The 24,103-nt window shown below is 70.2% G+C and carries 23 protein-coding genes; 12 read left to right on the plus strand and 11 right to left on the minus strand.

Features of this window, described 5'->3' with window-relative positions; translation table 11 throughout:
- The first annotated feature begins 490 nt into the window (after positions 1–490).
- Together G537_RS38690 and G537_RS0118860 are read left to right on the plus strand one after the other, a co-directional pair.
- On the plus strand, positions 491–1,687 hold the full coding sequence (locus G537_RS38690; RefSeq protein ID WP_034852214.1) for an efflux RND transporter periplasmic adaptor subunit: 1,197 nt from the start codon (positions 491–493) through the stop codon (positions 1,685–1,687).
- Positions 1,688–1,699: 12 nt separating this feature from the next.
- A complete protein-coding gene (locus G537_RS0118860) occupies positions 1,700–4,882 on the plus strand; it encodes an efflux RND transporter permease subunit (protein WP_026871455.1) in 3,183 nt (1,060 codons plus the stop codon).
- A 24-nt stretch (positions 4,883–4,906) separates the two neighbouring features.
- Here the strand turns inward: G537_RS0118860 and G537_RS0118865 are convergent, their stop codons facing one another.
- Together G537_RS0118865 and G537_RS38695 are read right to left on the minus strand one after the other, a co-directional pair.
- Positions 4,907–5,797, minus strand: coding sequence for a hypothetical protein (locus tag G537_RS0118865; RefSeq protein WP_026871456.1), 891 nt, complete (start codon positions 5,795–5,797; stop codon positions 4,907–4,909).
- A 208-nt stretch (positions 5,798–6,005) separates the two neighbouring features.
- The gene (locus tag G537_RS38695) at positions 6,006–7,409 is read right to left on the minus strand and encodes a Do family serine endopeptidase (RefSeq protein ID WP_034852217.1); all 1,404 of its coding nucleotides are present in this window, start codon (positions 7,407–7,409) and stop codon (positions 6,006–6,008) included.
- A 199-nt stretch (positions 7,410–7,608) separates the two neighbouring features.
- Here G537_RS38695 and G537_RS0118875 point away from each other — a divergent pair, with 199 nt between their 5' ends.
- Both G537_RS0118875 and G537_RS0118880 read left to right on the plus strand, forming a co-directional pair.
- Positions 7,609–8,163: a DUF4142 domain-containing protein gene (locus G537_RS0118875; protein ID WP_026871457.1), complete on the plus strand. Its 555-nt coding sequence runs from the start codon at positions 7,609–7,611 to the stop codon at positions 8,161–8,163.
- A gap of 240 nt (positions 8,164–8,403) precedes the next feature.
- Entirely contained in the window at positions 8,404–9,555 is a 1,152-nt protein-coding gene (locus G537_RS0118880; protein WP_026871458.1) for a cytochrome P450, read from the plus strand.
- A 15-nt stretch (positions 9,556–9,570) separates the two neighbouring features.
- On the opposite strand, the gene G537_RS0118885 is transcribed toward G537_RS0118880, so the two are convergent.
- Positions 9,571–10,461 carry a LysR family transcriptional regulator gene (locus G537_RS0118885; RefSeq protein ID WP_026871459.1) on the minus strand — a complete coding sequence of 297 codons (891 nt, stop codon included), beginning with the start codon at positions 10,459–10,461 and terminating at the stop codon, positions 9,571–9,573.
- 99 nt (positions 10,462–10,560) lie between these two features.
- Between G537_RS0118885 and G537_RS0118890 the strand changes: the two genes are divergently transcribed.
- Together G537_RS0118890 and G537_RS44490 are read left to right on the plus strand one after the other, a co-directional pair.
- Positions 10,561–11,331 carry an SDR family NAD(P)-dependent oxidoreductase gene (locus tag G537_RS0118890; RefSeq protein WP_026871460.1) on the plus strand — a complete coding sequence of 257 codons (771 nt, stop codon included), beginning with the start codon at positions 10,561–10,563 and terminating at the stop codon, positions 11,329–11,331.
- Positions 11,332–11,436: 105 nt separating this feature from the next.
- On the plus strand, positions 11,437–11,592 hold the full coding sequence (locus G537_RS44490; RefSeq protein WP_026871461.1) for a hypothetical protein: 156 nt from the start codon (positions 11,437–11,439) through the stop codon (positions 11,590–11,592).
- A gap of 57 nt (positions 11,593–11,649) precedes the next feature.
- On the opposite strand, the gene rplQ is transcribed toward G537_RS44490, so the two are convergent.
- The 4 genes from rplQ to rpsM all read right to left on the minus strand — a co-directional run bounded on the left by rplQ (position 11,650) and on the right by rpsM (position 14,213).
- Positions 11,650–12,090 carry a 50S ribosomal protein L17 gene (rplQ, locus tag G537_RS0118900; protein WP_026871462.1) on the minus strand — a complete coding sequence of 147 codons (441 nt, stop codon included), beginning with the start codon at positions 12,088–12,090 and terminating at the stop codon, positions 11,650–11,652.
- Positions 12,091–12,206: 116 nt separating this feature from the next.
- Complete coding sequence (locus tag G537_RS0118905) at positions 12,207–13,223, minus strand: DNA-directed RNA polymerase subunit alpha (RefSeq protein WP_026871463.1); 1,017 nt, start codon at positions 13,221–13,223, stop codon at positions 12,207–12,209.
- A 198-nt stretch (positions 13,224–13,421) separates the two neighbouring features.
- Positions 13,422–13,826, minus strand: coding sequence for a 30S ribosomal protein S11 (rpsK, locus tag G537_RS0118910; RefSeq protein WP_026871464.1), 405 nt, complete (start codon positions 13,824–13,826; stop codon positions 13,422–13,424).
- Between the two features lie 18 nt (positions 13,827–13,844).
- The gene (rpsM, locus tag G537_RS0118915) at positions 13,845–14,213 is read right to left on the minus strand and encodes a 30S ribosomal protein S13 (protein ID WP_026871465.1); all 369 of its coding nucleotides are present in this window, start codon (positions 14,211–14,213) and stop codon (positions 13,845–13,847) included.
- Between the two features lie 335 nt (positions 14,214–14,548).
- Between rpsM and G537_RS0118920 the strand changes: the two genes are divergently transcribed.
- Positions 14,549–15,112, plus strand: a complete 564-nt coding sequence (locus G537_RS0118920; protein WP_034852220.1) for an HdeD family acid-resistance protein — start codon at positions 14,549–14,551, stop codon at positions 15,110–15,112.
- A 15-nt stretch (positions 15,113–15,127) separates the two neighbouring features.
- Here G537_RS0118920 and G537_RS0118925 read toward each other — a convergent pair whose 3' ends face one another.
- Positions 15,128–16,135, minus strand: a complete 1,008-nt coding sequence (locus G537_RS0118925) for a 2-hydroxyacid dehydrogenase (protein WP_026871467.1) — start codon at positions 16,133–16,135, stop codon at positions 15,128–15,130.
- 92 nt (positions 16,136–16,227) lie between these two features.
- Between G537_RS0118925 and G537_RS0118930 the strand changes: the two genes are divergently transcribed.
- The 3 genes from G537_RS0118930 to G537_RS38705 all read left to right on the plus strand — a co-directional run bounded on the left by G537_RS0118930 (position 16,228) and on the right by G537_RS38705 (position 19,082).
- Positions 16,228–16,626: a carboxymuconolactone decarboxylase family protein gene (locus G537_RS0118930; RefSeq protein WP_026871468.1), complete on the plus strand. Its 399-nt coding sequence runs from the start codon at positions 16,228–16,230 to the stop codon at positions 16,624–16,626.
- Positions 16,627–16,877: 251 nt separating this feature from the next.
- Positions 16,878–18,032: a hypothetical protein gene (locus tag G537_RS38700; RefSeq protein ID WP_155888665.1), complete on the plus strand. Its 1,155-nt coding sequence runs from the start codon at positions 16,878–16,880 to the stop codon at positions 18,030–18,032.
- 132 nt (positions 18,033–18,164) lie between these two features.
- Positions 18,165–19,082 (plus strand): arginase family protein, encoded by a 918-nt coding sequence (locus G537_RS38705; RefSeq protein WP_051248613.1) that lies wholly within the window; start codon positions 18,165–18,167, stop codon positions 19,080–19,082.
- A gap of 2 nt (positions 19,083–19,084) precedes the next feature.
- On the opposite strand, the gene G537_RS0118945 is transcribed toward G537_RS38705, so the two are convergent.
- Positions 19,085–19,465: a glycine zipper family protein gene (locus G537_RS0118945; protein ID WP_245579052.1), complete on the minus strand. Its 381-nt coding sequence runs from the start codon at positions 19,463–19,465 to the stop codon at positions 19,085–19,087.
- Positions 19,466–19,634: 169 nt separating this feature from the next.
- On the opposite strand from G537_RS0118945, the gene G537_RS0118950 reads away from it, so the two are divergent.
- Both G537_RS0118950 and G537_RS0118955 read left to right on the plus strand, forming a co-directional pair.
- Entirely contained in the window at positions 19,635–21,218 is a 1,584-nt protein-coding gene (locus G537_RS0118950) for an inorganic phosphate transporter (RefSeq protein ID WP_026871470.1), read from the plus strand.
- Positions 21,219–21,232: 14 nt separating this feature from the next.
- On the plus strand, positions 21,233–22,237 hold the full coding sequence (locus G537_RS0118955) for a CorA family divalent cation transporter (protein WP_026871471.1): 1,005 nt from the start codon (positions 21,233–21,235) through the stop codon (positions 22,235–22,237).
- 4 nt (positions 22,238–22,241) lie between these two features.
- On the opposite strand, the gene G537_RS0118960 is transcribed toward G537_RS0118955, so the two are convergent.
- Together G537_RS0118960 and G537_RS0118965 are read right to left on the minus strand one after the other, a co-directional pair.
- Positions 22,242–23,405, minus strand: coding sequence for a helix-turn-helix transcriptional regulator (locus G537_RS0118960; protein WP_026871472.1), 1,164 nt, complete (start codon positions 23,403–23,405; stop codon positions 22,242–22,244).
- 368 nt (positions 23,406–23,773) lie between these two features.
- Positions 23,774–24,100, minus strand: a complete 327-nt coding sequence (locus G537_RS0118965; RefSeq protein WP_211230428.1) for a c-type cytochrome — start codon at positions 24,098–24,100, stop codon at positions 23,774–23,776.
- Positions 24,101–24,103: the final 3 nt, after the last annotated feature.

Here is a 24,103-nt window from a genome sequence, read left to right on the forward strand (position 1 = left end):
GCGGCCTGCGTTGCCTTGCGGCGAGGTGAATGCGCTCCGGGCGGCGAAGAGCGTATAGGGACATACGGTCGAGCCGCCCGGGGCCGCAGGCGCCCGCCGCAAGGCAACCCTCCGGGCCGGTTGAAGACGCCGGCAGGGTGCGTCGCCGCGCTTGCCCGATGTACCACATCGCGCTGCGCGCGGCTCCTGCCCTGCCGGCGTCTTCAACCGGCGCAGGCCACACGGAGGGTGAGAAATGCGGACTATGTGAGCGAGCCATGATGGGGCGCATCGTCGGCCAGCGGCCGCGGCGGCGCAACAGCGAGCTTCCACGGCAGGGGCCGGCGCCACAATCCCGCCCCGCTTTCGCCCGGATGTGATCACGATCACTTCGCCGGGAACTTTTGCAGTGCAAAAGGCGAACGATTTTCACCCCTAACCCCCGACGCATTGACAACCCCCTATGCAGGGATGACCCTCTCGGCAGGGGACCTCCTTCGGAGAGCGAGACATGATGACCGGGCGCCTGCGGACGCGGCCAGGAAGGGTCTTTGGCACCCTGGCCGCATTGGGAACGGTGGCCTTCCTGGCCGCTTGCAATGAATCGAGCAGCAGCGAAGGCCAGGCGGCGGCACCGCCGCCCCCGCCGGTGACGGTGGCGTCGCCGCTGGTCAAGCGCATCACCGAATGGGACGAGTTCACCGGCCGCTACGAGGCGACGGCGACGGTCGAGGTGCGGGCCCGCGTCTCCGGCTACCTGCAGTCGATCAACTTCGCCGACGGCGCCATGGTCAAGCAGGGCGACGTGCTGTTCGTGATCGACCCCCGCCCCTACCAGGCGACGGTGGATTCGGCCAAGGCCGACCTGGCCAGCGCCCAGGCCCGGCTGGACCTGGCCAAGGTCCAGCTCGACCGCGCCCAGGCGCTGGTCAGCCAGTCGAACGTCTCGCGCTCGGCCTACGACCAGGCGGTGCAGGAGCGCCGGGCAGCCGAGGCGCAGGTGCAGCAGACGACGGCGGCGCTGCAGTCGGCGCAGCTGAATCTCGACTTCACCCAGGTCCGCGCGCCCATGGCCGGGCGCGTCTCGAACCGGCGGGTCGACATCGGCAACCTGGTCACCGGCGATCCGAACTCGACCCTCCTGACCACGATCGTGGCGCTGGACCCGATCTATTTCACCTTCGACATGAGCGAGGCCGACTTCCTCGCCTACCAGCGCGCGGTGGCGGCCGGCCGGCTGCCTTCGACCCGGGACAACGAGACGATCATCCAGACCCGGCTGCCGGACGAGCAGGAGTGGCCGCATGGCGGCACCATGAACTTCGTCGACAACCGGATCGACCCCGGCTCCGGCACCATCCGCGCCCGCGCCGTGCTGGACAACAAGAACCTGTTCATCACGCCGGGCCAGTTCGGCCGGATCCGGCTGCCCGGATCGAACGAATACGACGCGATCCTGATCCCGGAGACCGCGATCCTGACCGACCAGTCGAACCGCATCGTGATGACGGTGAAGGACGACAACACGGTCGAACCCAAGATCATCCGGCCCGGCCCGACCCAGCCGGGCGGGCTGCGCATCGTGCGCGAGGGCCTGACCGGGCAGGAGAAGGTCATCATCAACGGCCTCGTCCGCGCCCGGCCGGGCGCCAAGGTGACGCCGCAGCCCGGCACCATCGAGCCGACGCCCGAATACGAGGCGAACTGAGGACGGGCCCCGATGCGCTTTTCCCATTTCTGCATCGACCGCCCGATCTTCGCGACGGTGCTGTCGATCCTGGTCGTGCTGCTCGGCGCGGCCGCCTACTTCACCCTGCCGGTGGCGCAGTATCCCGAGATCGCGCCGCCGACCATCGAGATCCGCACCTCCTACCCCGGCGCCTCGGCCGAGGTGGTCTCCAACACGGTCGCCACGCCGATCGAGCAGGAGATCAACGGCGTCGAGAACATGCTCTACATGCAGTCGCAGGCGACCGGCGACGGCCAGCTGGTGATCCAGGTCACCTTCGCCCTCGGCACCGACCTCGACATCGCCCAGGTGCTGGTGCAGAACCGCGTCGCCGTGGCCGAGCCGCGCCTGCCGGAGGAGGTGCGCCAGATCGGCGTCACCGTGCGCAAATCCTCGCCCGACATGCTGATGGTGATCCATCTCAGCTCCTCGGACGGATCGCGCGACCCGCTCTACATCTCCAACTACGCGACGCTGCAGGTCCGCGACGTGCTGGCGCGTCTCGACGGCGTCGGCGACGTGCGCATCTTCGGCGCCCGCGACTACGCCATGCGGGTCTGGCTCGACCCGGACAAGGTGGCCTCGCGCAACCTGACCGCCGGCGAGGTGGTGGCGGCGCTGCGGTCGCAGAACGTCCAGGTCGCCTCCGGCGTGCTGAACCAGCCGCCGGTGCCGAACCAGGCCGCCTACCAGCTCAATGTCGAGACCCTCGGCCGGCTGGTCGACCCGCGGCAGTTCGGCAACATCGTGGTCAAGACCGACGCCGACGGCCGCGTCACCCGGGTGCGCGACATCGCGACGGTCGAGCTGGCGGCCCAGGACTACACCGCCAACGGCTATCTCGACGAACGGCCGGCGGTGCCGATCCTGGTGTTCCAGCGGCCGGGGTCGAACGCGCTGGAAACGGCCGACCGCCTGATCTCGACCATGGCGGAACTGTCCAAGAACTTCCCGCCCGGCCTGCAGTACGACATCATCTACAACCCGACCGAGTTCATCGCGGAATCGGTGCACGAGGTCGAGAAGACGATCTGGGAAGCGATCGTCCTGGTCGTCATCGTCGTCATCCTGTTCCTGCAGACCTGGCGCGCGGCGATCATCCCGGTCGTCGCCATCCCGATCTCGCTGATCGGCACCTTCATGGTGATGGCGGCGCTGGGCTATTCGCTGAACAACCTGTCCCTGTTCGGCCTCGTCCTGGCCATCGGCATCGTCGTCGACGACGCCATCGTGGTGGTCGAGAACGTCGAACGGCATCTGCGCGAGGGCCGGTCGCCGAAGGAGGCGGCGCATCTGACCATGGACGAGGTCGGCGGCGCGCTGATCGCCATCGCCCTGGTGCTGTGCGCCGTGTTCATCCCGGCGGCGCTGATCACCGGCATCACCGGCCAGTTCTTCCGCCAGTTCGCGGTCACCATCGCGGCGGCCACGGTGATCTCGGCCTTCGTGTCGCTGACCCTCAGCCCGGCGTTGTGCGCCATCCTGCTGAAGCCGCATCAGGCGCATGATTCGCACCGGACCTCGCCGCTGTTCCGGCCGGTCGCGGCCTTCTTCCGAGGCTTCAACTGGGCCTTCGACAAGCTGTCGCTGGGCTATGGCGGGCTGACCCGCCGGATCCTGCGCTTCGCCGTGGTCATGCTGGTGGCCTATCTCGGGCTGATCGGCCTGACCGGTGTGCAGTTCAGCCGGGCCCCGACCGGCTTCATTCCGGAGCAGGACCAGGGCTACCTCATCACCGTGATCCAGCTGCCCCCCGGCTCCTCTCTCGCCCGCACCGACTCGGTGGTGCGGGAGGCCGCCAAGCAGATCCTGGAGGTGCCGGGCATCATCCATGTCGTGCCGTTCTCCGGCTTCGACGGCGCCACCTTCACCAACGCCTCGAACGCCGGCGCGATCTTCTCGACCTTCGCCCCCTTCGCCGAACGCAGCGCCAAGGGGCAGAGCGTCACCGCGCTGCAGGCGGCGCTGAACCAGAAGCTGGCCGGCATCCAGGACGCCTTCATCATCACCATCCAGCCCCCGCCCGTGCGCGGCATCGGCACCGGTGGCGGCTTCAAGATGATGGTCGAGGACCGGACCGGCCGCGGCCTGCCCGCGCTCGACGCCGCGACGCAGGAGATCGTGGCCAGGGCGAACCAGACCCCGGGCCTGGCCGGCGTGTTCTCGCTGTTCAACACCAGGACACCGAAGCTCTATGCCGACATCGACCGGGTGAAGGCGGAGATGCTGGGCGTGTCGGCCGACCGGGTGTTCGAGACGCTGGAGGTCTATCTCGGCTCGACCTACGTCAACGACTTCAACTATCTCGGCCGCACCTTCCGTCTCACCGCCCAGGCGGATGGCAAGTTCCGGCAGAACCTGCGCGACATCGGCAACTTCAAGACCCGCAGCGACAGCGGCGGGATGGTGCCGCTGAGCGCGGTGGCCAGCTTCCACGACCGGACCGGCCCCTACCGCGTGCCTCGCTTCAACCTGTACCCGGCGGCCGAGGTGCAGGGGGCGACCCTGCCGGGCTATTCCACCGGCTACGCCCTGGCGGCGATGGAGCAGATCGCCACCGAGACCTTGCCGCAGGGCTTCGGCTTCGAATGGACCGAACTGGCGCTGCAGGAGAAGCTGGCGGGCAACACCGGCATGCTGGTGTTCATCGCCTCGGTGGTGTTCGTCTTCCTGCTGCTGGCGGCGCAGTACGAGAGCTGGACCCTGCCGCTCTCGGTCATCCTGATCGTGCCGATGTGCCTCCTGGCCGCGGTCAGCGGCCTGCTGCTCAGGGGCATGGACGTCAACATCCTGGCGCAGATCGGCTTCGTCGTGCTGATCGGCTTGGCGGCGAAGAACGCGATCCTGATCGTCGAGTTCGCCCGCCAGGCGGAGGAGCATGGCGAAAGCCGGCAGGACGCCGCGGTCTCGGCCGCCCGGACCCGGCTGCGGCCGATCCTGATGACCTCCTTCGCCTTCATCTTCGGCGTGGTGCCGCTGGTGATCGCGTCGGGCGCCGGCTACGAGATGCGGCAGTCGCTGGGCACCGCGGTGTTCTTCGGCATGATCGGCGTGACCGTGTTCGGCCTGCTGTTCACGCCGCTGTTCTACGTCGTCTGCCGCTGGCTCGGCTCGGTGTTCGCCCGGCGCCGGCCGGTCCCGGCGCCGAAGCCGGAAGGCGGCCCGGCGGAGTGATCGCGACCATGGCGCCCCGGAGGTTCACTCCGGGGCGCCGCCGTTCCGTGCCAGCTCCGGCACGCGCAGCGCCCGGTACAGTTCGGACAGCACGCCGGCGAAGACGCTGACCTCGACCGCAGTCAGCACCAGCGACACCAGATCAGCCAGCAGGGTCGCGACGCCGATGCCGGTCTCCGCCGGCAGGATCGCCGCCAGCACCGCGCCGAGGCCATAGGCGATCACCAGGAAGGTCAGCGACGCCACGGCCAGCGCGGCCCAGGCCTGCAGCCTGTGGCCACGCAGCAGCCGGCTGCTCTCGGCCCCGGTCAGGCCGCGGTCGCCGATCGCGATGGCGGGGAGGACCAGCCCGTAGAAGGCGAAGGGCACGGTGGCGAGCGCGGTCAGCACCGCCGTCGCCACCAGCAGCGCCAGCACGTTGCCCGACGGCCCGCCGGCGGCCAGCGCCTGCATCAGCGAAGGCCCGCCGACCAGGCCGAACAGGATCGACAGCACGAACACCCCGGCCGTGGCCGTGAACAGGCCGAGGATGCCGAGCCAGATCTGGTACAGCGCGAAGCGCAGGGTCGCGGCATCGGCCGGGAACGGTGCGAACTCGCCGCGCAGCACATAGCGGTGCCAGGCGACCGCGATCAGCGCGATCGTCAGCAGCACCACCAGCATCGATAGCGCCATGGCCAGCACCCCGGCGGCCATCGACGCCTCGGCCGAGACCGCCACGGCGGTGGCGCCGGACGAAGCCTCCGAGGCCGCGAACATCGCTGCGACGTCGTCTCCCCACAGCCAGTCGATGGCGAAGCGCAGGATCAGCGCGAAGGCGATCGCCGGCGCCGACAGCCGCGCCAGCGCCCCGGCATGCCCCAGGCTCCAGCCCACGGCGCCCCGCAGCAGGTCGCCGGTCGATAGTGCGGCCATCGTCCATCCCTTTCCTCGAATCGGGCGGATCATTTCAGCCGCGGGTCGGCGAGGCAACCGGCGCCGAGAGACCGTTGAGAATGCGCTGGCGTGAGTCGGCTGGTGGTGGTTTCGAGAACGGAGCGCAGTGGACGTTCAAGTCCGTGAGCACCGGAAGCGATCGAGCCCGCCATCAGACGGCCACGCCAGGTGCAGGATCAGACGGTCTCTACCGTCCGACCACGGTCTCCAGCACCTGCCCGCCGCGCTGGATCGCGATGCGCCACGGGCCGCGGGACCGGCGCAGCGACGCCTCCAGCGCCTCGGTGCTCCCGACCTCCTCGCCGTCGAGCCGCAGCAGCACGTCGCCCGGCTGCAGCCCCAGCCGCGCGGCCGGGCTGCGGGCAGCGACCGCGGTCACCACCACGCCCTTGCCGGGGCCGTTGAGCCGCATCTCCTCCACCACCGCCGGCGAGACGTTGACCACCGTGGCGCCGGCCAGCGGCGAACGGCCGCTGAGCACGCGCTGGTCGCGCGGCGGGTCCTCCGGCGGCGCCTCGACCGGCAGCGACAGCTCGGCCGTGTCCCGGCCGCGCCGCACGGTCAGCTTCGCGGTGGCGCCGAGATCGAGCGTCGCCAGGCGGAAGCGCAGCGATTCAGGGTCGTCGACCGCATGGCCGTCGACCGCGGTGACCACGTCGCCAACCTTGAGGCCGGCCCGCCCCGCCGGCCCCTTGGGATCGACGCCATTGACCAGCACGCCGGCCGGGCGATCCAGGCCATAAGCCTCGGCCAGGCCGCGGTCGATCGCCTGGCCATCGGCGCCGAGCCAGGGCCGCACCACCGGCTGCCCGGTCTCGGCCGCGCGCATCATGCTGCGCAGCATGTTGGCGGGGATGGCGAAGCCGATGCCGAGCGACCCGCCGGTGCGGCTGTAGATCGCGGTGTTGATGCCGACCAGCCGGCCCTTCATGTCGATCAGGGCGCCGCCGGAGTTGCCGGGGTTCACCGCCGCATCGGTCTGGATGAAGAAGTCGTAGTCGGAGATGCCGACGGCGGTGCGGGCGATCGCCGAGACGATGCCCATGGTCACGGTCTGGCCGACGCCGAAGGGGTTGCCGATCGCCAGCACCAGGTCGCCGACCTCCAGCGCGTCGCTGTCGCCGAGCGGCAGCGACGGCAGCGACCGGCCGCCGAGATCCTTCAGCTTGAGGAAGGCCAGGTCGGTGCGTTCGTCCGACAGCACCAGCTCGGCCTCGTATTCGGTGCGGTCGGACAGCACCACGGTGATCTGGTCGGCATCCTTGATCACATGGTGGTTGGTGACCACCAGCCCGTCCGCTCCGACCAGGACGCCGGAGCCGAGCGAGTTCTCGATCCGCTGCCGCGGCCGGCCGCCTGGCAGGTCGTCGCCGAAGAAGCGGCGGAAGAAGGGATCGTCGAACAGCGGGTTCGGCCGCTCCACCACCATGTGGCGGGCATAGATGTTGACCACGGCCGGCGCCGCGCTGCGCACCAGCGGCGCGAAGCTGAGGTCGATCTCGGCCCGGCTGGTCGGCACCACCGGCTCGGCCGCGGCCGGCCCGGCCAGCAGGAGCAGCAGCGCCGCCGCGGCGCTCGCGAAACGGGACATCCTTCCTCCATCCGCCGTGACGGGCGACGGTCCGGTCTAGCCGAAGCCGGCCGCCACCGTCCATGGGCCGGCGCGCCGCGGAGGCGAGCAAGCTCGAACGGCGGCGCCGCCGATGGGCATTGGCCGATGGCGGTCCGGAACGGCGGCCGTCCTGATCTTGTTGCCATGGCATTTCCCGCCTCAGCCATGGAGATTGGTCATGAGGACCGCCCTTGCGCTGTCCCTCGCGGCGATCGCCGGTTCGATTCTGCTCGGGGCCTGCGGCAACGGCGAGAGCGAGCCCGCGGCGATGCCGGCATCGCCGGCCGCGGCGCCGCAGATCGATCCGGCCGACTATGTCGAGAGCGCCGGCATGAGCGGCCTGTTCGAAGTCGAGTCCAGCCGGGTCGCGACCTCGCGGGCCAGCAGTCCGGATGTCAGGCGCTTCGCCCGGATGATGGTCCGGGACCACGTCGTCGCCAATGCCGAGATCCGCCGCGCCGCGGCGGCGTCGAACCCGGCACTCCAGCCGCGGACGACGCTCGACCCGGAGCGCCGGGAGGAGCTGAACGCGCTGAGATCGGCCGCACGCCCGGACTTCGACCGCCTCTACATGCATGGCCAGATCGACGGGCATCAGAAGGCCCTGGAGCTGCAGCAGAGCTACAGCGCGTCCGGCGGCGATCCCGGGCTGAAGGCGTTGGCGTCCGAGCTGGTGCCGATGGTCCAACGCCATCTCGAAGAAGCGCTGACCATCCTGGCCAACCTCCGCTGAGCGGTCGATTGCGCCAGGGGCTGAAGCCTCGGCGTGTGTCTCGCCGCCGAACGAAGGGCCGGGCTGCTAAGGCCTTGCCGCGTAAGAGAAATGTGGTTAGGATGAAAAGCCGTCGCCGAGCCGCCGACGAGACAGGTCTGATGATGTACTGCGCGCACTGCGAGATCCGATAAGGGGCAGACACCAGGTGTCGCCGCCGGCCGATCGCCGGCCCTTTGCTATGGCCTTCGGAGAAATTCAGTGCGCGTGTTCGACGACTTCACCCTGCCCGGATTCTGGCAGGATCCGGTGTCCGTGTTTCAGCGACATTTCAGCTCCGGCCGCCGTTTGCAGGCCAGCCCTGACGGCGGCCTGGCCGTGCTGGGCTATCGGGCGCTGCGTGAACTCGGCCAGCATCCCGCGGTCGACGGGACGCCTGTGCCGCCGCCATCGGACGGCCAGCCCGGCGCCGTATCCGATCTGTTTCGACACGCCCTGTTCGCCCAGGTGTCGCCGCGGCATCGGCACCTGCGCAAGGCCGTACTCGCGGGGCTGAACCATGCCGCCGTTGAGGGCTTCCGGGAACGCGCCGCGGGTCTGGTCCGCTCGCGCGTCGACGCGCTCCAGGGCGGTCCGTTCGACCTCTTCACGGATCTGGCACTGCCCGTTGCGGCGGATGCCTGGTGTGCCTTCATGGGCTACCCCGTCGAGGATGCCCCTCTCTTCGCATCGGCCGTGGAGCGGCTGACCAGCCAGCTATCCTTTTCCCCCGACCCGTCGCAGGCCGAAGACGCCGACGCGGCAGCGGCTTTGCTGCAGTCGAGAACGGCGGCGTTGGTGGCTGCAGGCGGAGGCGGCCCACCGTCGCGCATAGCGGCGGCAGTGCCGGAGGGCGATCGAGGCTTGGCGGCGAGCATCATCGCCTCGCTGCTCTTCGACGCCATCGACACCACCGCAGCGGGCTTGGCGGGGGTGGTCGCGATTCTGCTCCACAGCTCCGTGCATCACGGCCGGCTGTCCGATGCGGCCTTTCGCGACCAGGCGGTGGAGGAAGCGCTTCGCCTTGCGACGCCGGCGACGCTGACGGTCCGTCAGGCGCGAGAGGATCTCGTCTTCGACGGCCGGGCTGTTGCCGAAGGAACGCTGATCTGGATGTGGTGGGCCGCGGGAAACTGCGACCCCGACGTGTTCCCGGCGCCGGACCGCTTCCAGCCGGGCCGGCCGGGCCGGGGCATGCCGTTCGGGGTGGGCGCGCACAGCTGCCTGGGCCATGCCTGGGTCAAGATGCTGGCTGATGTGCTGATCTGGGCCGGATTCACCGGGCGGCGCCAGCTCACCGCGGCGACGCCGAATATCGAATGGGTCAGCGGAGGCGCGCGGCGGCCCAAGGATCAGATCGTGATCTGGTCCTAGCGCGGCCTTCCGGATCTACGGCCTCGTCACCTCCTGAAGCAGGGCCAACGACTGCAGCAGGGCCGGCGACCGGTCGCCGCGTCGCCAGGCGGCGGCGATCCGGGCCTGCGGCGCGGGGCCGCTCAGCGCCAGGTAGCGCACCCCGGCCGGCCGCAGCCGGCGCAGCGAGGCCGGCACCAGCGACACGCCGAATCCGGCCTCGACCAGCGACACGATCGCGTGCATCTGGTGCGCCGACTGCGCGATCCGCGGCACGAAGCCGGCCGCGGCGCAGGCCTCCAGGATCGTGGCGTGGAAGCCGGGCCCCTCGCCCTGCGGGAACATGACGAAGGGCTCGGCGGCGAGATCAGCGAGGGCGATGCGGCGGCGGCCCGCCAGCGCATGGCCGGCCGGGACCACGGCGACCATCGGCTCGGCCCAGGCCGGGCGCTGCTCCAGCCCCTCGCTGTCCGGCAGCGGCGGGATGACGAAGCCGAGATCGCAGCGGCCGCCGCGCAGCTCGTCCAGCTGCCGCATCGTCGTCGCCTCGCGCAGGTCCAGCGCCACCCCGGGGTGCCGGGCCCGCAGCGCCCGCAGCAGCGGCGGCAGGCGCTCGAACATGGCGCTGCCGACGAAGGTGATGCGGATCAGCCCGGTCAGCCCCTGCCCCGCCTGCCGCGCCACCGCCACGGCGTGCTCGGCCTGGGCCAGGGTGCGGCGCGCCTCCTCCAGCAAGGCGACGCCGGCGGCGGTCAGGGCCAGGCGCCGGCGGCTGCGGTCGAACAGGGGCGCGCCGACCACATCCTCCAGCCGCCGCATCGCCGTGCTCAGCGGCGGCTGCGCCATGCCCAGCCGCTCCGCCGCCCGGCGGACATGCCGCTCCTCGGCCACGGCGATGAACTGGCGCAGCAGGCGCAGCTCGATCATCGGTTGATACTCATGGGATATCAGAAACACACGATACCATATTTGAAGTATGCACGACGCCGGACCACCTTCCAGCCGTTGCAATGGGAGACTGCATTGATGGAACGGACTGTTGTGGTCAGCGGCGGCGGCACGGGCATCGGGCTCGCGGTCGCCCGCCATTTCGCCGGGCAGGGAGAGCAGGTGGCGATCATCGGCCGCCGCGCCGGCGTGCTGGAGACGGCGGCTGAGGCGATCGGGCGGGAGCACCCGGCCGCGCCGCCGGTGTTGCCGCTGCCCTGCGACCTGACGCAGCCCGACCGGGTCGAAGCGCTGTGCCGCGAGATCGGGGAGCGCTTCCCCACGGTCGACGTGCTGGTGCATGCGGCGGGCGGCAATGCGATCCTGCAGGCGCCGGAGGGCAGCTATGGCGACGGGCTGGCCGGGATCGCCCGGCGCTGGACCGACAATTTCCGCGGCAACGTGCTGTCCGCGGTGCTGCTGACCGAAGGCCTGCGCGACCGGCTGCGGGCGCCCGGCGGCCGGGTGGTGCTGATCAGCTCGATCGCCGCCTATCGCGGCTCCGGCGCCGGCTGCTACGGCGCCGCCAAGGCGGCGCTGCATCCCTATGGCTACGATCTGGCCGCGGCGCTAGGGCCGAAGGGCGTCACCGTCAACATCGTTGCGCCCGGCTACATCCGCGATACCGAGTTCTTCGCCGACCGGCTGCCGGCGGAGCGGCAGGCGGCGCTGATCGCCGAGACCTCGACCCGCCGCGCCGGCGTCCCGGCCGACATCGCCGACGCCGTGGCCTGGCTGGCCTCGCCCGGCGCGTCGCACGTCACCGCCCAGGTGGTCCAGATCAATGGCGGCGCCGAGCGCGGGCACTGACCGGCTCCATGGGCGCCACCCATGGAAAGTAGAGTTATCGACTTGAGATCAACTTATAATTGAAGAAAAATACGCTTCTCGTCATGTCCAGAGGGGGAGGGGCCTGTGGTCGATCGCTACACGAAGGTGATCCTGACCGTGATCGCGGCGGCACTGGTGGCGCTGGCCGTGCAGCAGGCGGTGCCCAGCGCATCGGCCGCCGGGTCGGAGTGCAAGGGAACCTATCGCGATCCCTGCTGGGTCAAGATCTTGAGCGACTGACGAAAAAAGGCCCGGCTTGCGCCGGGCCTCTTCATCAATCGGCACTTGGTCGGCCGATCAGCCTTCGGCCGGCTCCTCGGCCTCGGCCGCCGCCTTGCGCTCGGCGTCGCGCGCCTTGTCGGCGGCGCCCTTGGCGTCGCGGTCGCGGTCGACTAGCTCGATCACCGCCATCGGGGCGGCGTCGCCGTAGCGGAAGCCGGCCTTGAGCACGCGGGAGTAGCCACCGTTGCGGGTCTTGTAGCGCTCGGCGATCACCGAGAACAGCTTCGACACCACCTCGTCATCGCGCAGCTGGGCATAGGCCAGGCGGCGATTGGCGAGGCCGCCCTTCTTGCCGAGGGTGATCAGCTTCTCGACGATCGGGCGCAGATCCTTCGCCTTCGGCAGGGTGGTCTTGATCTGCTCATGGGTGATCAGCGCCGCCGCCATGTTGGCGAACATCGCCTTGCGGTGGCTGCTGGTGCGGCTGAAACGACGTCCGGTCACTCCGTGACGCATGGCAATGTCTCCTCATGGCTTGGCCCCCGCGGGGGTCCGATGGCGGAACCCGCCGCCTGCCCTTCCGGGACAGAACGGCGGGGTCGATCTCGATCAACCGAAGATCGGGCAGCCGATCAGAACGGCTCCTCGAGCTTCTTGGCGAGATCCTCGATGTTCTCCGGCGGCCAGTTCGGGATCTCCATCCCGAGATGGAGGCCCATGGTCGACAGCACTTCCTTGATCTCGTTCAGCGACTTGCGGCCGAAGTTCGGGGTGCGGAGCATCTCCGCCTCGGTCTTCTGCACCAGGTCGCCGATATAGACGATGTTGTCGTTCTTCAGGCAGTTCGCCGACCGGACCGAGAGCTCCAGCTCGTCCACCTTCCGCAGCAGGTTGCGGTTGAACGGCATGTCCTCCGCGGTCTCCTCGCGGTGGTCGCGCGACGGCTCCTCGAAGTTGATGAACAGCTGCAGCTGGTCCTGCAGGATGCGGGCGGCCAGGGCCACCGAATCCTCCGGCGTCACCGCGCCGTTGGTCTCGATCGTCAGCGACAGCTTGTCGTAGTCGGTGACCTGGCCGACGCGGGTGTTCTCGACCTTGTACGAGACCTTGCGGATCGGGCTGTACAGGGCGTCGACCGGGATCAGGCCGATCGGCGCGTCCTCCGGCCGATTCATGCTGGCCGGGACATAGCCCTTGCCGACATTGACCGTGAACTCCATCGCCAGCTTGGCGCCCTCGTCGAGGGTGCACAGCACCAGCTCGGGGTCCATGATCTCGATGTCCGGGCCGGTGACGATGTCGCCGGCCTTGACCACCTTCGGGCCCTCGGCGTTCAGCCGCATCTTCTTCGGGCCCTCGGCGTGCATGCGCAGCGACAGCGCCTTGACGTTGAGGACGATGTCGGTGACGTCCTCGCGCACGCCCGGGATCGAGGAGAATTCGTGCAGCACGCCGTCGATGTGGATGGCGGTGACCGCGGCGCCCTGCAGCGAGGACAGCAGCACGCGGCGGATGGCGTTGCCGAGGGTCAGGCCGAAGCCGCGCTCGAGCGGGTCGGCGACGAGGGTCGCCTTGCGCTGCGAATCGTCGCCCGGCTGGACGTCGAGAGCGTTGGGCTTGATCAGTTCCTGCCAGTTGCGCTGAAGCACTGTCGTCTCAATCCTGTTCTGCCACGATAGGCCGGATACGGCCGAAACGCCGGCGGGGCGAAACCCCTTCCGATCCCATGCTTGGACCCTGTGGCAGCTGGTCCTGTCCCGGATCGGCCGGCGGTACTGCGTAAAAGGCGGCGGCCCGCGCCGCCCGCGTCCCGGCGGGGGGACGGGGCGGCGCGGGCCGGGCCGGCCTCAGACGCGACGCTTCTTGCGCGGACGGACGCCGTTGTGCGGGATCGGCGTGACGTCGCGGATCGAGGTGATCTGGAAGCCGATCGACTGCAGGGCGCGCAGCGCGCTCTCACGGCCGGAGCCGGGGCCCTTCACGTTGATCTCGAGCACGCGCATGCCGTGCTCCTGGGCCTTGCGGCCGGCATCCTCGGCGGCGACCTGGGCGGCGTAGGGGGTCGACTTGCGGCTGCCCTTGAAGCCCATGCCACCGGCCGACGACCAGGCGATGGCGTTGCCCTGGGCGTCGGTGATGGTGATCACCGTGTTGTTGAAGGACGAGTTCACGTGGGCGACGCCCGAGGTGATGTTCTTACGCTCGCGACGACGCAGACGGGCGCTCGCGGCGGCAGCTGCTGGCTTGGCCATGGTTCGCTCGCCTTCCGATTACTTCTTCTTGCCCGCGATGGGCTTCGCCGGCCCCTTGCGGGTGCGGGCATTGGTGTGGGTCCGCTGGCCGCGGACGGGCAGGCCCTTGCGGTGACGCAGGCCGCGGTAGCAGCCGAGGTCCATCAGCCGCTTGATGTTCATCGCGATCTCGCGCCGCAGGTCGCCCTCGACCGTGTAGTCGCTGTCGATGGTCTCGCGGATCCGCAGGAGCTCGTCCTCGGTCAGCTCGTTGACGCGGCGGTCGGCCGGGATGCCGAGCTTGTCGATGATGCTCTGGGCGGTGTGGCGCCCGATGCCGTGAATGTAGGTCAGCGCGATCAGCACGCGCTTCTGGGTCGGAATGTTGACGCCGGCAATACGTGCCACGTCGCTCTCCTTGCGGTTGCCACCTTCGGCGCCGCCGCTGCCCTGCCCCACCGGAGCCTGGCCTGCATCGCCGGGTCTGCTGGTTCATGTCTGCCCGCGGGCCGGAGCGGCCGCGCGAACGCCTTGTGCTTCGGCCGCCTTCCGGCTCCGAAGCGCGCGGAGTATAGTGATCGTCAGGGTAGAGTCAACCGTCGGGATTCGCGCACCGAATCCGCGCTGGTCGGGACGACAGCGAAGGGACCATAGCCGGAACCGCTCCGGCTTGTCACCTGCGCGGCGGCGATCATCTTCTTGGGCATGGCCGCGCCCGGCCGGCCGCCTGCGGGAGACGGACGATGCAGAACCTGCCGGTCCTTCGCGCCCTCGCCGCGAACTGGGGCGCCGTCGCGCTGCGCGGCGTGCTGGCCATCCTGTTCGGGATCCTCGCCTGGCTGTGGCCGGGCATGACCCTGGCCGTGCTGATCATCCTCTACGCCGCCTATGCGCTGGTCGACGGCGTCATGGGCATCGTCGTCGGCATCCGCGGCCGCGACTGGGGCTACGCCCTGCTCGGCCTCGTCGGCGTGATCGCCGGGGTGGTCGCCGTGATCTGGCCGCTGCTGACGGCGATCGTCCTCGTCTACATCATCGCCGTCTGGGCGATCGTCATCGGGGTGATGGAGATCGTCACCGCCATCCGCCTGCGCAAGGAGATCGAGGGCGAGTGGCTGCTGGCGCTGACCGGGGCGCTGTGGGTGCTGTTCGGCGTCTATGCCCTGGCCTTCCCCGGCGCCGGCGCGCTGTCGCTGGTCTGGCTGATCGGCAGTTGGGCGATCGTGGTCGGGGTGCTGGAGCTGACCCTCGCCTTCCGCCTCCGCCGTCTGGCGCAGCGCCACGGCGGCACCGCCGCGCCAGCCTAGCGCCTCACGCCCTGCTCACCCGGCCCTTGGCGGCGCCAGCCGATGGGCGAGCGGGCGCCCGGCCTCGGCATCGGCGAGGCTCGCCAGCGTCGTCTCCGCGATCGCCGCCAGCGCCTCGGAGGTGAGGAAGGCCTGGTGACCCGTGACCAGCACGTTGGGGAAGGTCAGCAGCCGCTGGAGCACGTCGTCCTGCACGATCTCGTTGGACAGGTCCTCGAAGAACAGGCTCTCCTCCTGCTCGTAGACGTCGAGCGCCACGCCGCCGAGCTTCCGGCTCTTCAGCCCCTCGATCACCGCCGCGGTATCGATCAGAGCGCCGCGGCTGGTGTTGACCAGCATCAGCCCCGGCCGGGCCCGTGCGATCGCCTCGGCATCGATGAAGCGGCGGGTCTGCGGCGTCAGCGGGCAGTGCAGCGTGACGATCTCCACCGCGTCCAGCAGCGCCGCCCGGTCGACATAGCGGATGCCGTCCGCCGCCAGCGCCTCGTCCGGAAACGGATCGAAGGCCAGCACCTCGCAGCCGAAGCCGAGGCGCAACGCCCGGGCGACGATGGCGCCGATGCGGCCGGTCCCGACGACGCCGACCGTCCGGCCGTGCAGGTTGCGGCCGACCAGCCCGTCGAGGGCGAAGTTGTTCTCGCGCGTGCGCGCCCAGGCGCGGTGGATCCTGCGGTCGAGCGCCAGCATCAGGCCGATGGCGAACTCGGCCACGGCATGCGGGGAGTAGGCCGGCACCCGCACCACGGCGATGCCGAGCCGGTCCGCCGCCGCCAGGTCGACATTGTTGAAGCCCGCGCAGCGCAGGGCCACCACCCGGGTGCCGCCGGCCCGCAGCGCCTCCAGCACGGCGGCGTCGAGGAGGTCGTTGACGAACACGCAGACCGCCGGGAAGCCATGGGCCAGCGGCGCGGTGTCGGCGTCGAGCCGCGGCTCCAGGAAGGTCAGCGCATGGCCGAAGCGGGCGTTGGCCGCCTCGAAGGATTGCCGGTCGTAGGATTTGGTGCCGAACACCGCGACGCGCATGGCCGAGCCCTCGTCTGTTCCGTCCGCGGACGGGTGACGCCCCGCCGGCGCCCATGCCAACCTATCGCATCGGAACCTCAGGGAGCATCGCCATGGCATTGGGGCTGGTCGAGTACGAGGAGGCGTCGCCGGAGGTGCGGGCCGTCTATGACGACATCATGGCCACGCGCCGGATCGACAAGGTCAACAACTTCTGGAAGGCGCTGGCGATGCATCCGCCGACGCTGAAGCGGACCTGGGAGAGCCTGAAGGAGGTGATGGCGCCCGGCACGCTCGACCCGCTGTTGAAGGAGATGGTGTATCTCGCGGTCAGCGCCACCAATGGCTGCGGCTACTGCATCGCCTCGCACAGCGCGGCGGCGCGCAAGGCCGGCATGACCGACGAGATGCTGGGCGAGCTGCTGGCCGTGGTCGGCATGGCCAACGAGACCAACCGCCTGGCCAACGGCCTGCAGGTGCCGATCGACGAGGCGTTCCGCCGGGCGGACTGACGGCGTGAAGGGCTGGTCCGCCCCCGCTTCGGCGGCAGGCTGCACCAAACGGAATTTTAGATCAAAGCCAAATAATATAATTTCTCTATCCAAGCAACATTACAACATAGTTGGCATTCCCGAGAACAACGGCCTCTCACATCATCTATACATTTCAGTTTACCAAAAAGTAAATATTCCCACTTATTCGACCGGATATATGGTTTTCCCAATCGCGATTTCACATCAAAGCTGATTTAGAGGACACCGCCATGAAGTTGTGGCTTCCTTTGGCTTGCGCCGCCTTCGCGTCGACGGCGGCGCAGGCGAATTCCAACCTGTTCGAGCTCTGCAACGAGCCGTTCCGCGAACTCTCGCCGGCAGAACAGCAACTGGTCGTCAGCAAGGGCTGCGCCCTCGAGCCGGCCGGCGGTGCGGTCAATGTGGCGTCCCTTCCCGACGGTGCCGGCAGCGGGGCGGGAACGGGCACCGGGAGCGGCACCGGCTCGACCGGCGGCTCGAGCTCGGCCGGCGGTGGCGGCAACGGCGGCGGCCCGTCGGGTGGCGGCAACGGCGGCGGAGGCTCGCATGGCGGGGGCTCGGCTGGCGGCGGTTCGGGCGGCGGGTCCGGAGGTGGCGGCTCGGGCGGCGGAGGTTCGGGCGGCGGAGGCTCCGGCAGCGGCAATGGCGGCGGGATCAATGTCGGCGTGGGTGGCGGTGCCACCGGCAATGGCGGCGGCGTCAATGTCGGCATCGGCAGCGGCTCCGGCAGCAACAACAGCGGCGGGGTGAATGTCGGCGCGGCCGGCGGCGCCTCCCACAACTCCGGCGGCATCAACGCCGGGGTCGGCAGCGGTGCCGCTTCGAACAACAGCGGCGGCATCAACGCCGGCCTCGGCACCGGCGCCGCGTCGGGCAACTCCGGCGGCATCAATGCCGGCGTCGGCAGCGGCGCCGCCTCGTCCAACAGCGGCGGCCTGAATGCCGGTCTCGGCAAGTCCGCCGCGTCCGGCAACGCCAGCGGCATCAATGCCGGCCTGGGCAGCAAGGCGGCCTCCGGCAACTCCGGCAGCGTCAACGCCGGCCTCGGCACCGGCTCGGCCTCCTCGAACAGCGGCAGCATCAATGTCGGGCTCGGCGGCAAGGCGTCCTCCGGCAACACCGGCGGCGTCAATGCCGGCCTCGGCACCGGCGCCACCTCGGCCAACAGCGGCGGGCTGAATGTCGGGCTCGGGAGCAAGGCGGCCTCCGGCAACTCCGGCGGCATCAATGTCGGCATCGGCGACGACGGCACCGGCGCGGCCGGCACCAACAAGGGCGGCCTCAACGTCAGCATCGGCGGCAGGAACGGCATCGGCGTGAGCCTGGGCGGGCATGCGAGCGGGACCAGCATCGGCGGCGCCAGGCTCGGCGGCGCCCGCCGCTGAACGGCGAAAGGCGAAGGGCCGGCGTCGCAGGGCGCCGGCCCTTCGTCTGTCCGGCCGGCCCGGCGCGGCGCGACTTGACAGCCCGCCGGCCGCCGCGAACCATCCGGGCCCGCCCTCGGACCGGAGAGATCCATGCCTCCCTATGCCGGCATCGCGACCTTCCTCAACGCCCCGCAGCGCCGCCGGCCGGAGGGCGGCCGCCCCGCCGTCGCGGTGCTGGGCCTGCCCTTCGATTTCGGCACCACCAACCGGCCCGGCTCACGCTTCGGCCCGGGCGCGATCCGGGCGGCGAGCCGGACGCTGACCGGCGACGACCATCCCGATCTGGGGCTGAGCCCGGAGGAGCGGCTGGATCTCTACGACGCCGGGGACGCCGCGCCGATCACCGCCGACATCGCCGGCAGCCTGGAGGCGATCCGCGCCGCGGCGGCGGAGCAGATCGGGGCCGGCGCCCGCCTCCTGGCCCTCGGCGGCGACCACACCGTCACCCTGCCGCTGCTGGAGGCGACCGCGGCGAAGCACGGACCGCTGGCGCTGATACAGTTCGACGCGCATGTCGACACCTGGGCCGGCACGCCCTCGGCCCGGATCTATCACGGCTCCTGGCTGCGCCACGCCGTCGAGCGCGGGCTGGTCGACCCGCGGGCCACGGTGCAGGTCGGGCTGCACAGCCCGGTCGACCGCGCCACCGCGGCCTGGACCCGCGACCAGGGAATCACGGGCCTTTCGGCCGAAAGCGTGCATCTCGACGGCATCGACCGGACGGTGGAGCGGATCCGCGCCGTGATCGGCGACCGCCCGGCCTATCTGACCTTCGACATCGACGGAATCGACCCCGGCATGGCGCCCGGCGTCGCCTGCCCGGAGGCCGGGGGCCTGTTCCCGTGGCAGGCGCTGGCGATGCTGCGCCGGCTGGGCGACGTCGCCTGGGTCGGGGCCGACGTGGTCGAGACCTGCCCGCCCCACGACCACTCCGACATCACCGCCGTGCTGGCCGCCACCATCGGCTGGACCTGGCTGTGTCTCCTGGCGGCGCGGATGCCGGCCTGACCTCAGTCGAGCACGGCGTAGCCGCGCCGGATCATGCAGTTCCGCACCACGTCGCGGGTGCTGGTGGCCGCGGAGGCGCCGCCGCCGACGGCACCGCTGAGGCCGCCGACCGAGGCCCCGATCGCGGCGCCGCGCCCGGCATTGCCGGTGAAGGCGCCGATGATCGCGCCGCCCGCCGCGCCGACCGCGCCGCCGACCAGCGCCCCGCCGACGGTGCGGCCGCCGGCGTCGACCTGCTGGGCCAGCTGCTGGCACTGGGCCAGGTCGTATTCGTAGTTCCGCCCGCCGGCGACGGAGGTCGCGGGGTCGATGATCGGCCGCACCTGTTCGGCACACGCGGCAAGACCGAGCGCCAGGACGGCGAAAATGACTCCCCTGCTCAAGCCCATATCCTTCTCCCTCGATCGGCCGGCGAACGGCGCTTCATGAATAAATAGTAACATTATCTGTTCCGGGCCATATGACCCGAAACCCATCGGCGAAGCATAACATAACGGTAACATCGGACTTGTAGGGTCACCGGCATCACCGACCGAAGCCGGCGAGGCCCGCATGACCACTTCCGTGCTCGACACAAGGGCCACCGGGGGGCTGTCACGCCTGACCCCGCTGGCGGTCGTCGCCCTGCTCGTCGTCGGCGTCGTCTATGCCGGCTGGAGCCTGGTCAACGATCTCGGCGAGGTGCATTCGCCGAGCCTCCTGCCCTTCATCCTGCTCGGCATCGCCCTGCTGATCGCGCTGGGCTTCGAGTTCGTCAACGGATTCCACGACACCGCCAACGCGGTGGCGACGGTGATCTACACCAACTCGCTGCCGCCCACGGTCGCGGTGATCTGGTCGGGCGTCTGGAACTTCCTCGGCGTCCTCACCTCCACCGGCCTCGTCGCCTTCGGCATCATCTCGCTGCTGCCGGTCGAGCTGATCCTGCAGGTCGGCAGCAACGCCGGCTTCGCCATGGTGTTCGCCCTGCTGATCGCCGCCATCATCTGGAATGTCGGCACCTGGTATTTCGGCCTGCCCTCCTCCTCCTCGCACACGCTGATCGGCTCGATCATCGGCGTCGGGGTGATGAACCAGCTGATGGCGATCCCCGGCACCGGCACCAGCGGCGTGGACTGGTCGCAGGCGCTGGGCATCGGCAAGTCGCTGCTGTTCTCGCCGCTGATCGGCTTCGCCGCCGCGGCGCTGCTGCTGCTGGCCGCCAAGGCGCTGATCCGGCGACCGGAGCTGTACCGGGCGCCGGAAGGCGCCAAGCCGCCGCCGCTGTGGATCCGCGGCCTCCTGGTCCTGACCTGCACCGGCGTCAGCTTCGCCCACGGCTCCAATGACGGGCAGAAGGGCATGGGGCTGATCATGCTGATCCTGATCGGCACCGTGCCCACCGCCTATGCCCTGAACCGGGCGATGCCGGAGGCGCAGATCGCCGCCTTCGCCCAGGTGTCGGAGCAGGCGGCCGGAGTGTTTGACCACTATGCCGCCGGGGTGGCCGCGCCGGCCGATCCGCGCGCCGCGGTGACCGCCTATGTCCGCGACCGGGTCCTGGCGCCGGAGACGGTGCCGGCGCTGGCCGCCCTGACCCGCGAGATCGACCACGCCGTGGCCGGCCGCAGCTCGCTGGCCGCGGTGCCGCCGGAGCAGACCGGCAACATCCGCAACGACATGTATCTCGCCTCCGAGGCGCTGAAGCAGATGGCGAAGGTCGGCGCGCCGGCCTTCACCGCCGAGGACGGCAAGGTGCTGACCGAGTATCGCGGCTATCTCGACCAGGCGACCAAGTTCATCCCCGACTGGGTCAAGGTGGCGGTCGCCATCGCGCTCGGCCTCGGCACCATGGTCGGCTGGAAGCGCATCGTCGTCACCGTCGGCGAGAAGATCGGCAAGGAGCACCTGACCTACGCCCAGGGCGCCTCGGCCGAGCTGGTGGCGATGGCGACGATCGGCGCCGCCGACGTCTACGGCCTGCCGGTCAGCACCACCCATGTGCTGTCCTCCGGCGTCGCCGGCACCATGGCGGCGAACCGCTCCGGCCTGCAATGGGGCACGATCCGCAACCTGATCATGGCCTGGGTCCTGACCCTGCCGGCCTCGATCGCGCTCGCCGCCGCGCTCTACTGGCTGCTGCGGCACCTGTTCTGAACCGGGATCGGGATTTGCACGGGACGCGACCGGTCACCTTCCATTTCGGCGACGCCGTCGCCGCCGCCTATCGCTTCGACCCCGCCTCCGGCGCCTGCGTCCAGGCCGGGGTCGATCCGGTGCCGGAGGCGGGCGACGGCTGGGTCTGGCTGCATCTGAAGCTGACCGACGCCCGCGCCCGGCACTGGCTGGCGCGCCACGAGGCCCTGCCGCCGGCGGTGGCGCAATGGCTGCTGGACGGGCCCGAGCGGGTGCAGGTGCAGCGGCTGGACGGCTGGCTGGTCGGCGCCGCCAACGGGCTGCACCACGACTTCGCCTTCGAGCCGGACCAGATCGGCCGGCTGCGCTTCTGCCTGGGGCCGAATCTCCTGGTCACCGGCCGGCGCCATCCGCTGCGCGCGATCGACGAGATCCGCCGCAGCCTGGCCGCCGGGCGCGCACCGGCCACGGCGCTGGGCATGCTGGCGCTCGCGGTCGAGCATCTGGCGGCGGAGGCCGAGACGATCGTCGAGACGCTGATGGACGAGATCGACGGCATCGAGGACCGGGTGCTGGACGACCGGTCGACCGGCACGGTCGAGGACCGCCGGGCGCTGGGCCGCATCCGCCGCAGCGCCGCGGCGCTGCGGCGGCACCTGCTGCCGGAAGGCGCCGCCTTCGCCGCCGGCCTCGACGACCTGCCGGACTGGGCCGATTCGGCCGGCCGCGCCGGCCTGGCCGCCGCCGCGGAGCGCTTCCGCCGCATCGCCCACAGCCTGGACGAGGTGACCGACCGCGCCCGCCTGCTGCAGGAGGAGATCGCGGCCCAGCGGGCGGAGGCGATGAACCGCAGCCTGCTGGCCCTGGCGGTGCTGACCGCGATCTTCCTGCCGATGACGCTGATCACCGGCATCTTCGGCATGAACGTCGCCGGCCTGCCGGGCCTGCAGGATCCTTCCGCCTTCCTATGGGTGATGCTGCTGATCCTGGCCGCCGGCGCGGCGACGCTGGCGCTGATGCTCTGGCGGAGGATGTTCTAAGGCGCTATTGGGCCGCGGTGCGGCTGCCGATCGCCGGCAGGTTGCGCAGCAGCAGCCGCACCAGCTCCGACTGCCGGTTGGTGCGGGTCTTGATGAAGATCTTCTTCAGATGATTGCGGATCGTCTCGTAGCTGACGTCGAGCCGGGTCGCGATCTCCTTCAGCGACAGGCCCGCGGCCAGCTCGCCGGCGATCCGGGCCTCGGTCGCGGTCAGGCCGTACAGGCGCCGCAGCTCCGGCTGCGACAGCTGGTTCGCCGGTGCCGGCGCGGCGATGAACACCGCCGCCTTGGGCTGCGCCAGGCTGAGCAGCGGCCGGTTGCGGCTGACCGGCGAGACCAGCACCGCCAGCTGGTCGCCGCCCGCCGTGTCCGACAGGGTCAGCCCGCCGCCCGGCGCCACCCCCGGATCGTCGAGGATGATCGAGGCCGAGGCGATGAGCTGGCGCAGCTTCGCCGTCTCGCCCGGCTGGGCGGCGCAGAGCAGGCCGCGCTGGTCGATGCGCAGCGCGGTGCCGGCCCGCAGCAGCGCCTCGGCGAGCCGGTTGGAGAAGGAGACCCGGCCGATCGGATCGGTCAGGATCACCCCGATCGACAGGCGGTCGAGGCCGGTTTCCAGGGCGTCGCGCTGGTTGACCACATCGCCCAGCCGCTGGTGGATCTGGGCGGCACGGGCGAAATGCGGCAGCAGCCGCCGCATCATCTCCGCCAGCCGCGCCGTCTCCTCCTGCGCCATCGGCTCGGCATGCAGCACGCTGACATGGGCCGAGACGCCGCCGCGGCGCAGGAAGGTGCCGCCGATGCCGGAGAACAGCTGCTGCGGCCGCAGCCAGTCGGAATAGAATTCGGTCCGCTCCAGCGCGCGGCGCGGCACCAGCGTGTCGCTGACCGTGACCTCGCCGACGGCGCGGCCCAGCACCTGCTCGCTCCACGGATTGAGCCGCCAGAAATGCTGGGCGTAGCTCTCGAGGAAGGCCGGATCCCACCGGCTGGTCGCCGCCAGCGCCTCGAACACCGTGCTGTCGGCGTCCTCGGATTCGTGCAGCAGGTACAGGCTGGCGTGGCCGTCCGCGAACATGCGGGCGAGATCGTTGAGAACCGAGTCCCACAGCCCCTGGTCGAGCGCCGCGTCGTAGATTTTTGCGATGAGGTCGGGCAGATCATCCGCCATATCGGCAACGATCCTCGACGGGACGCTGAACGAACGGGCGTTGCGCCGCAGCACCCGGCTGGCATCACCAGCCTGTCGAGGAACATAGTCCATTTGGGTCAGGTTGCCACCCTCAATTTGCGAATAGGACTGGGATGGGTTTTCAGTCATCCTCTGGGTGTTTCATGAGCATAAGATTACAGACACCCACGTAAATTGATACAGTTTTTATCCAAGTCGAGTCATATCGTTTAAGATATCGTCAGCCGAGCGGATCGTCCGGGAGGTTCAACCGAGGGCGACGTGCAACCGACGGCGAGACACGGGACAGGCCGCACCCGGTTGGTGCGGCCTGTTCTCATTTTGGGGACCGGACTCTGCCGGCGTCCTCACCGGAACCTGATGCCGGAATACCACGCGGCGAGATCTGCGATATCCTGGTCGCTCAAGGATCTGGCGGCCGCCGACATCTGCGGATCGGTCCGCTTCCCGTTCCGGAAGGCCTTCAGCTGCGCCTCGAGATAGGCTTGGTTCCGGCCGGCGATGTCGGGCACGTTCGGCATCCGGCCCAGCCCGTCGATCCCATGGCAGGCCACGCAGGACCGCCGGGCCTTGGCCCGGCCGGCGGCGCTGTCGCCATCCGCCCGGGCCGCCCCGAACGCCGCCACCGCGGCGGCCGCGACCAGCCCCGCGCCGGCCCGTCTCATCCACCGCATCTC

The organism is Inquilinus limosus DSM 16000, from assembly GCF_000423185.1.
GTDB classification, from domain to species: Bacteria; Pseudomonadota; Alphaproteobacteria; order DSM-16000; family Inquilinaceae; genus Inquilinus; species Inquilinus limosus.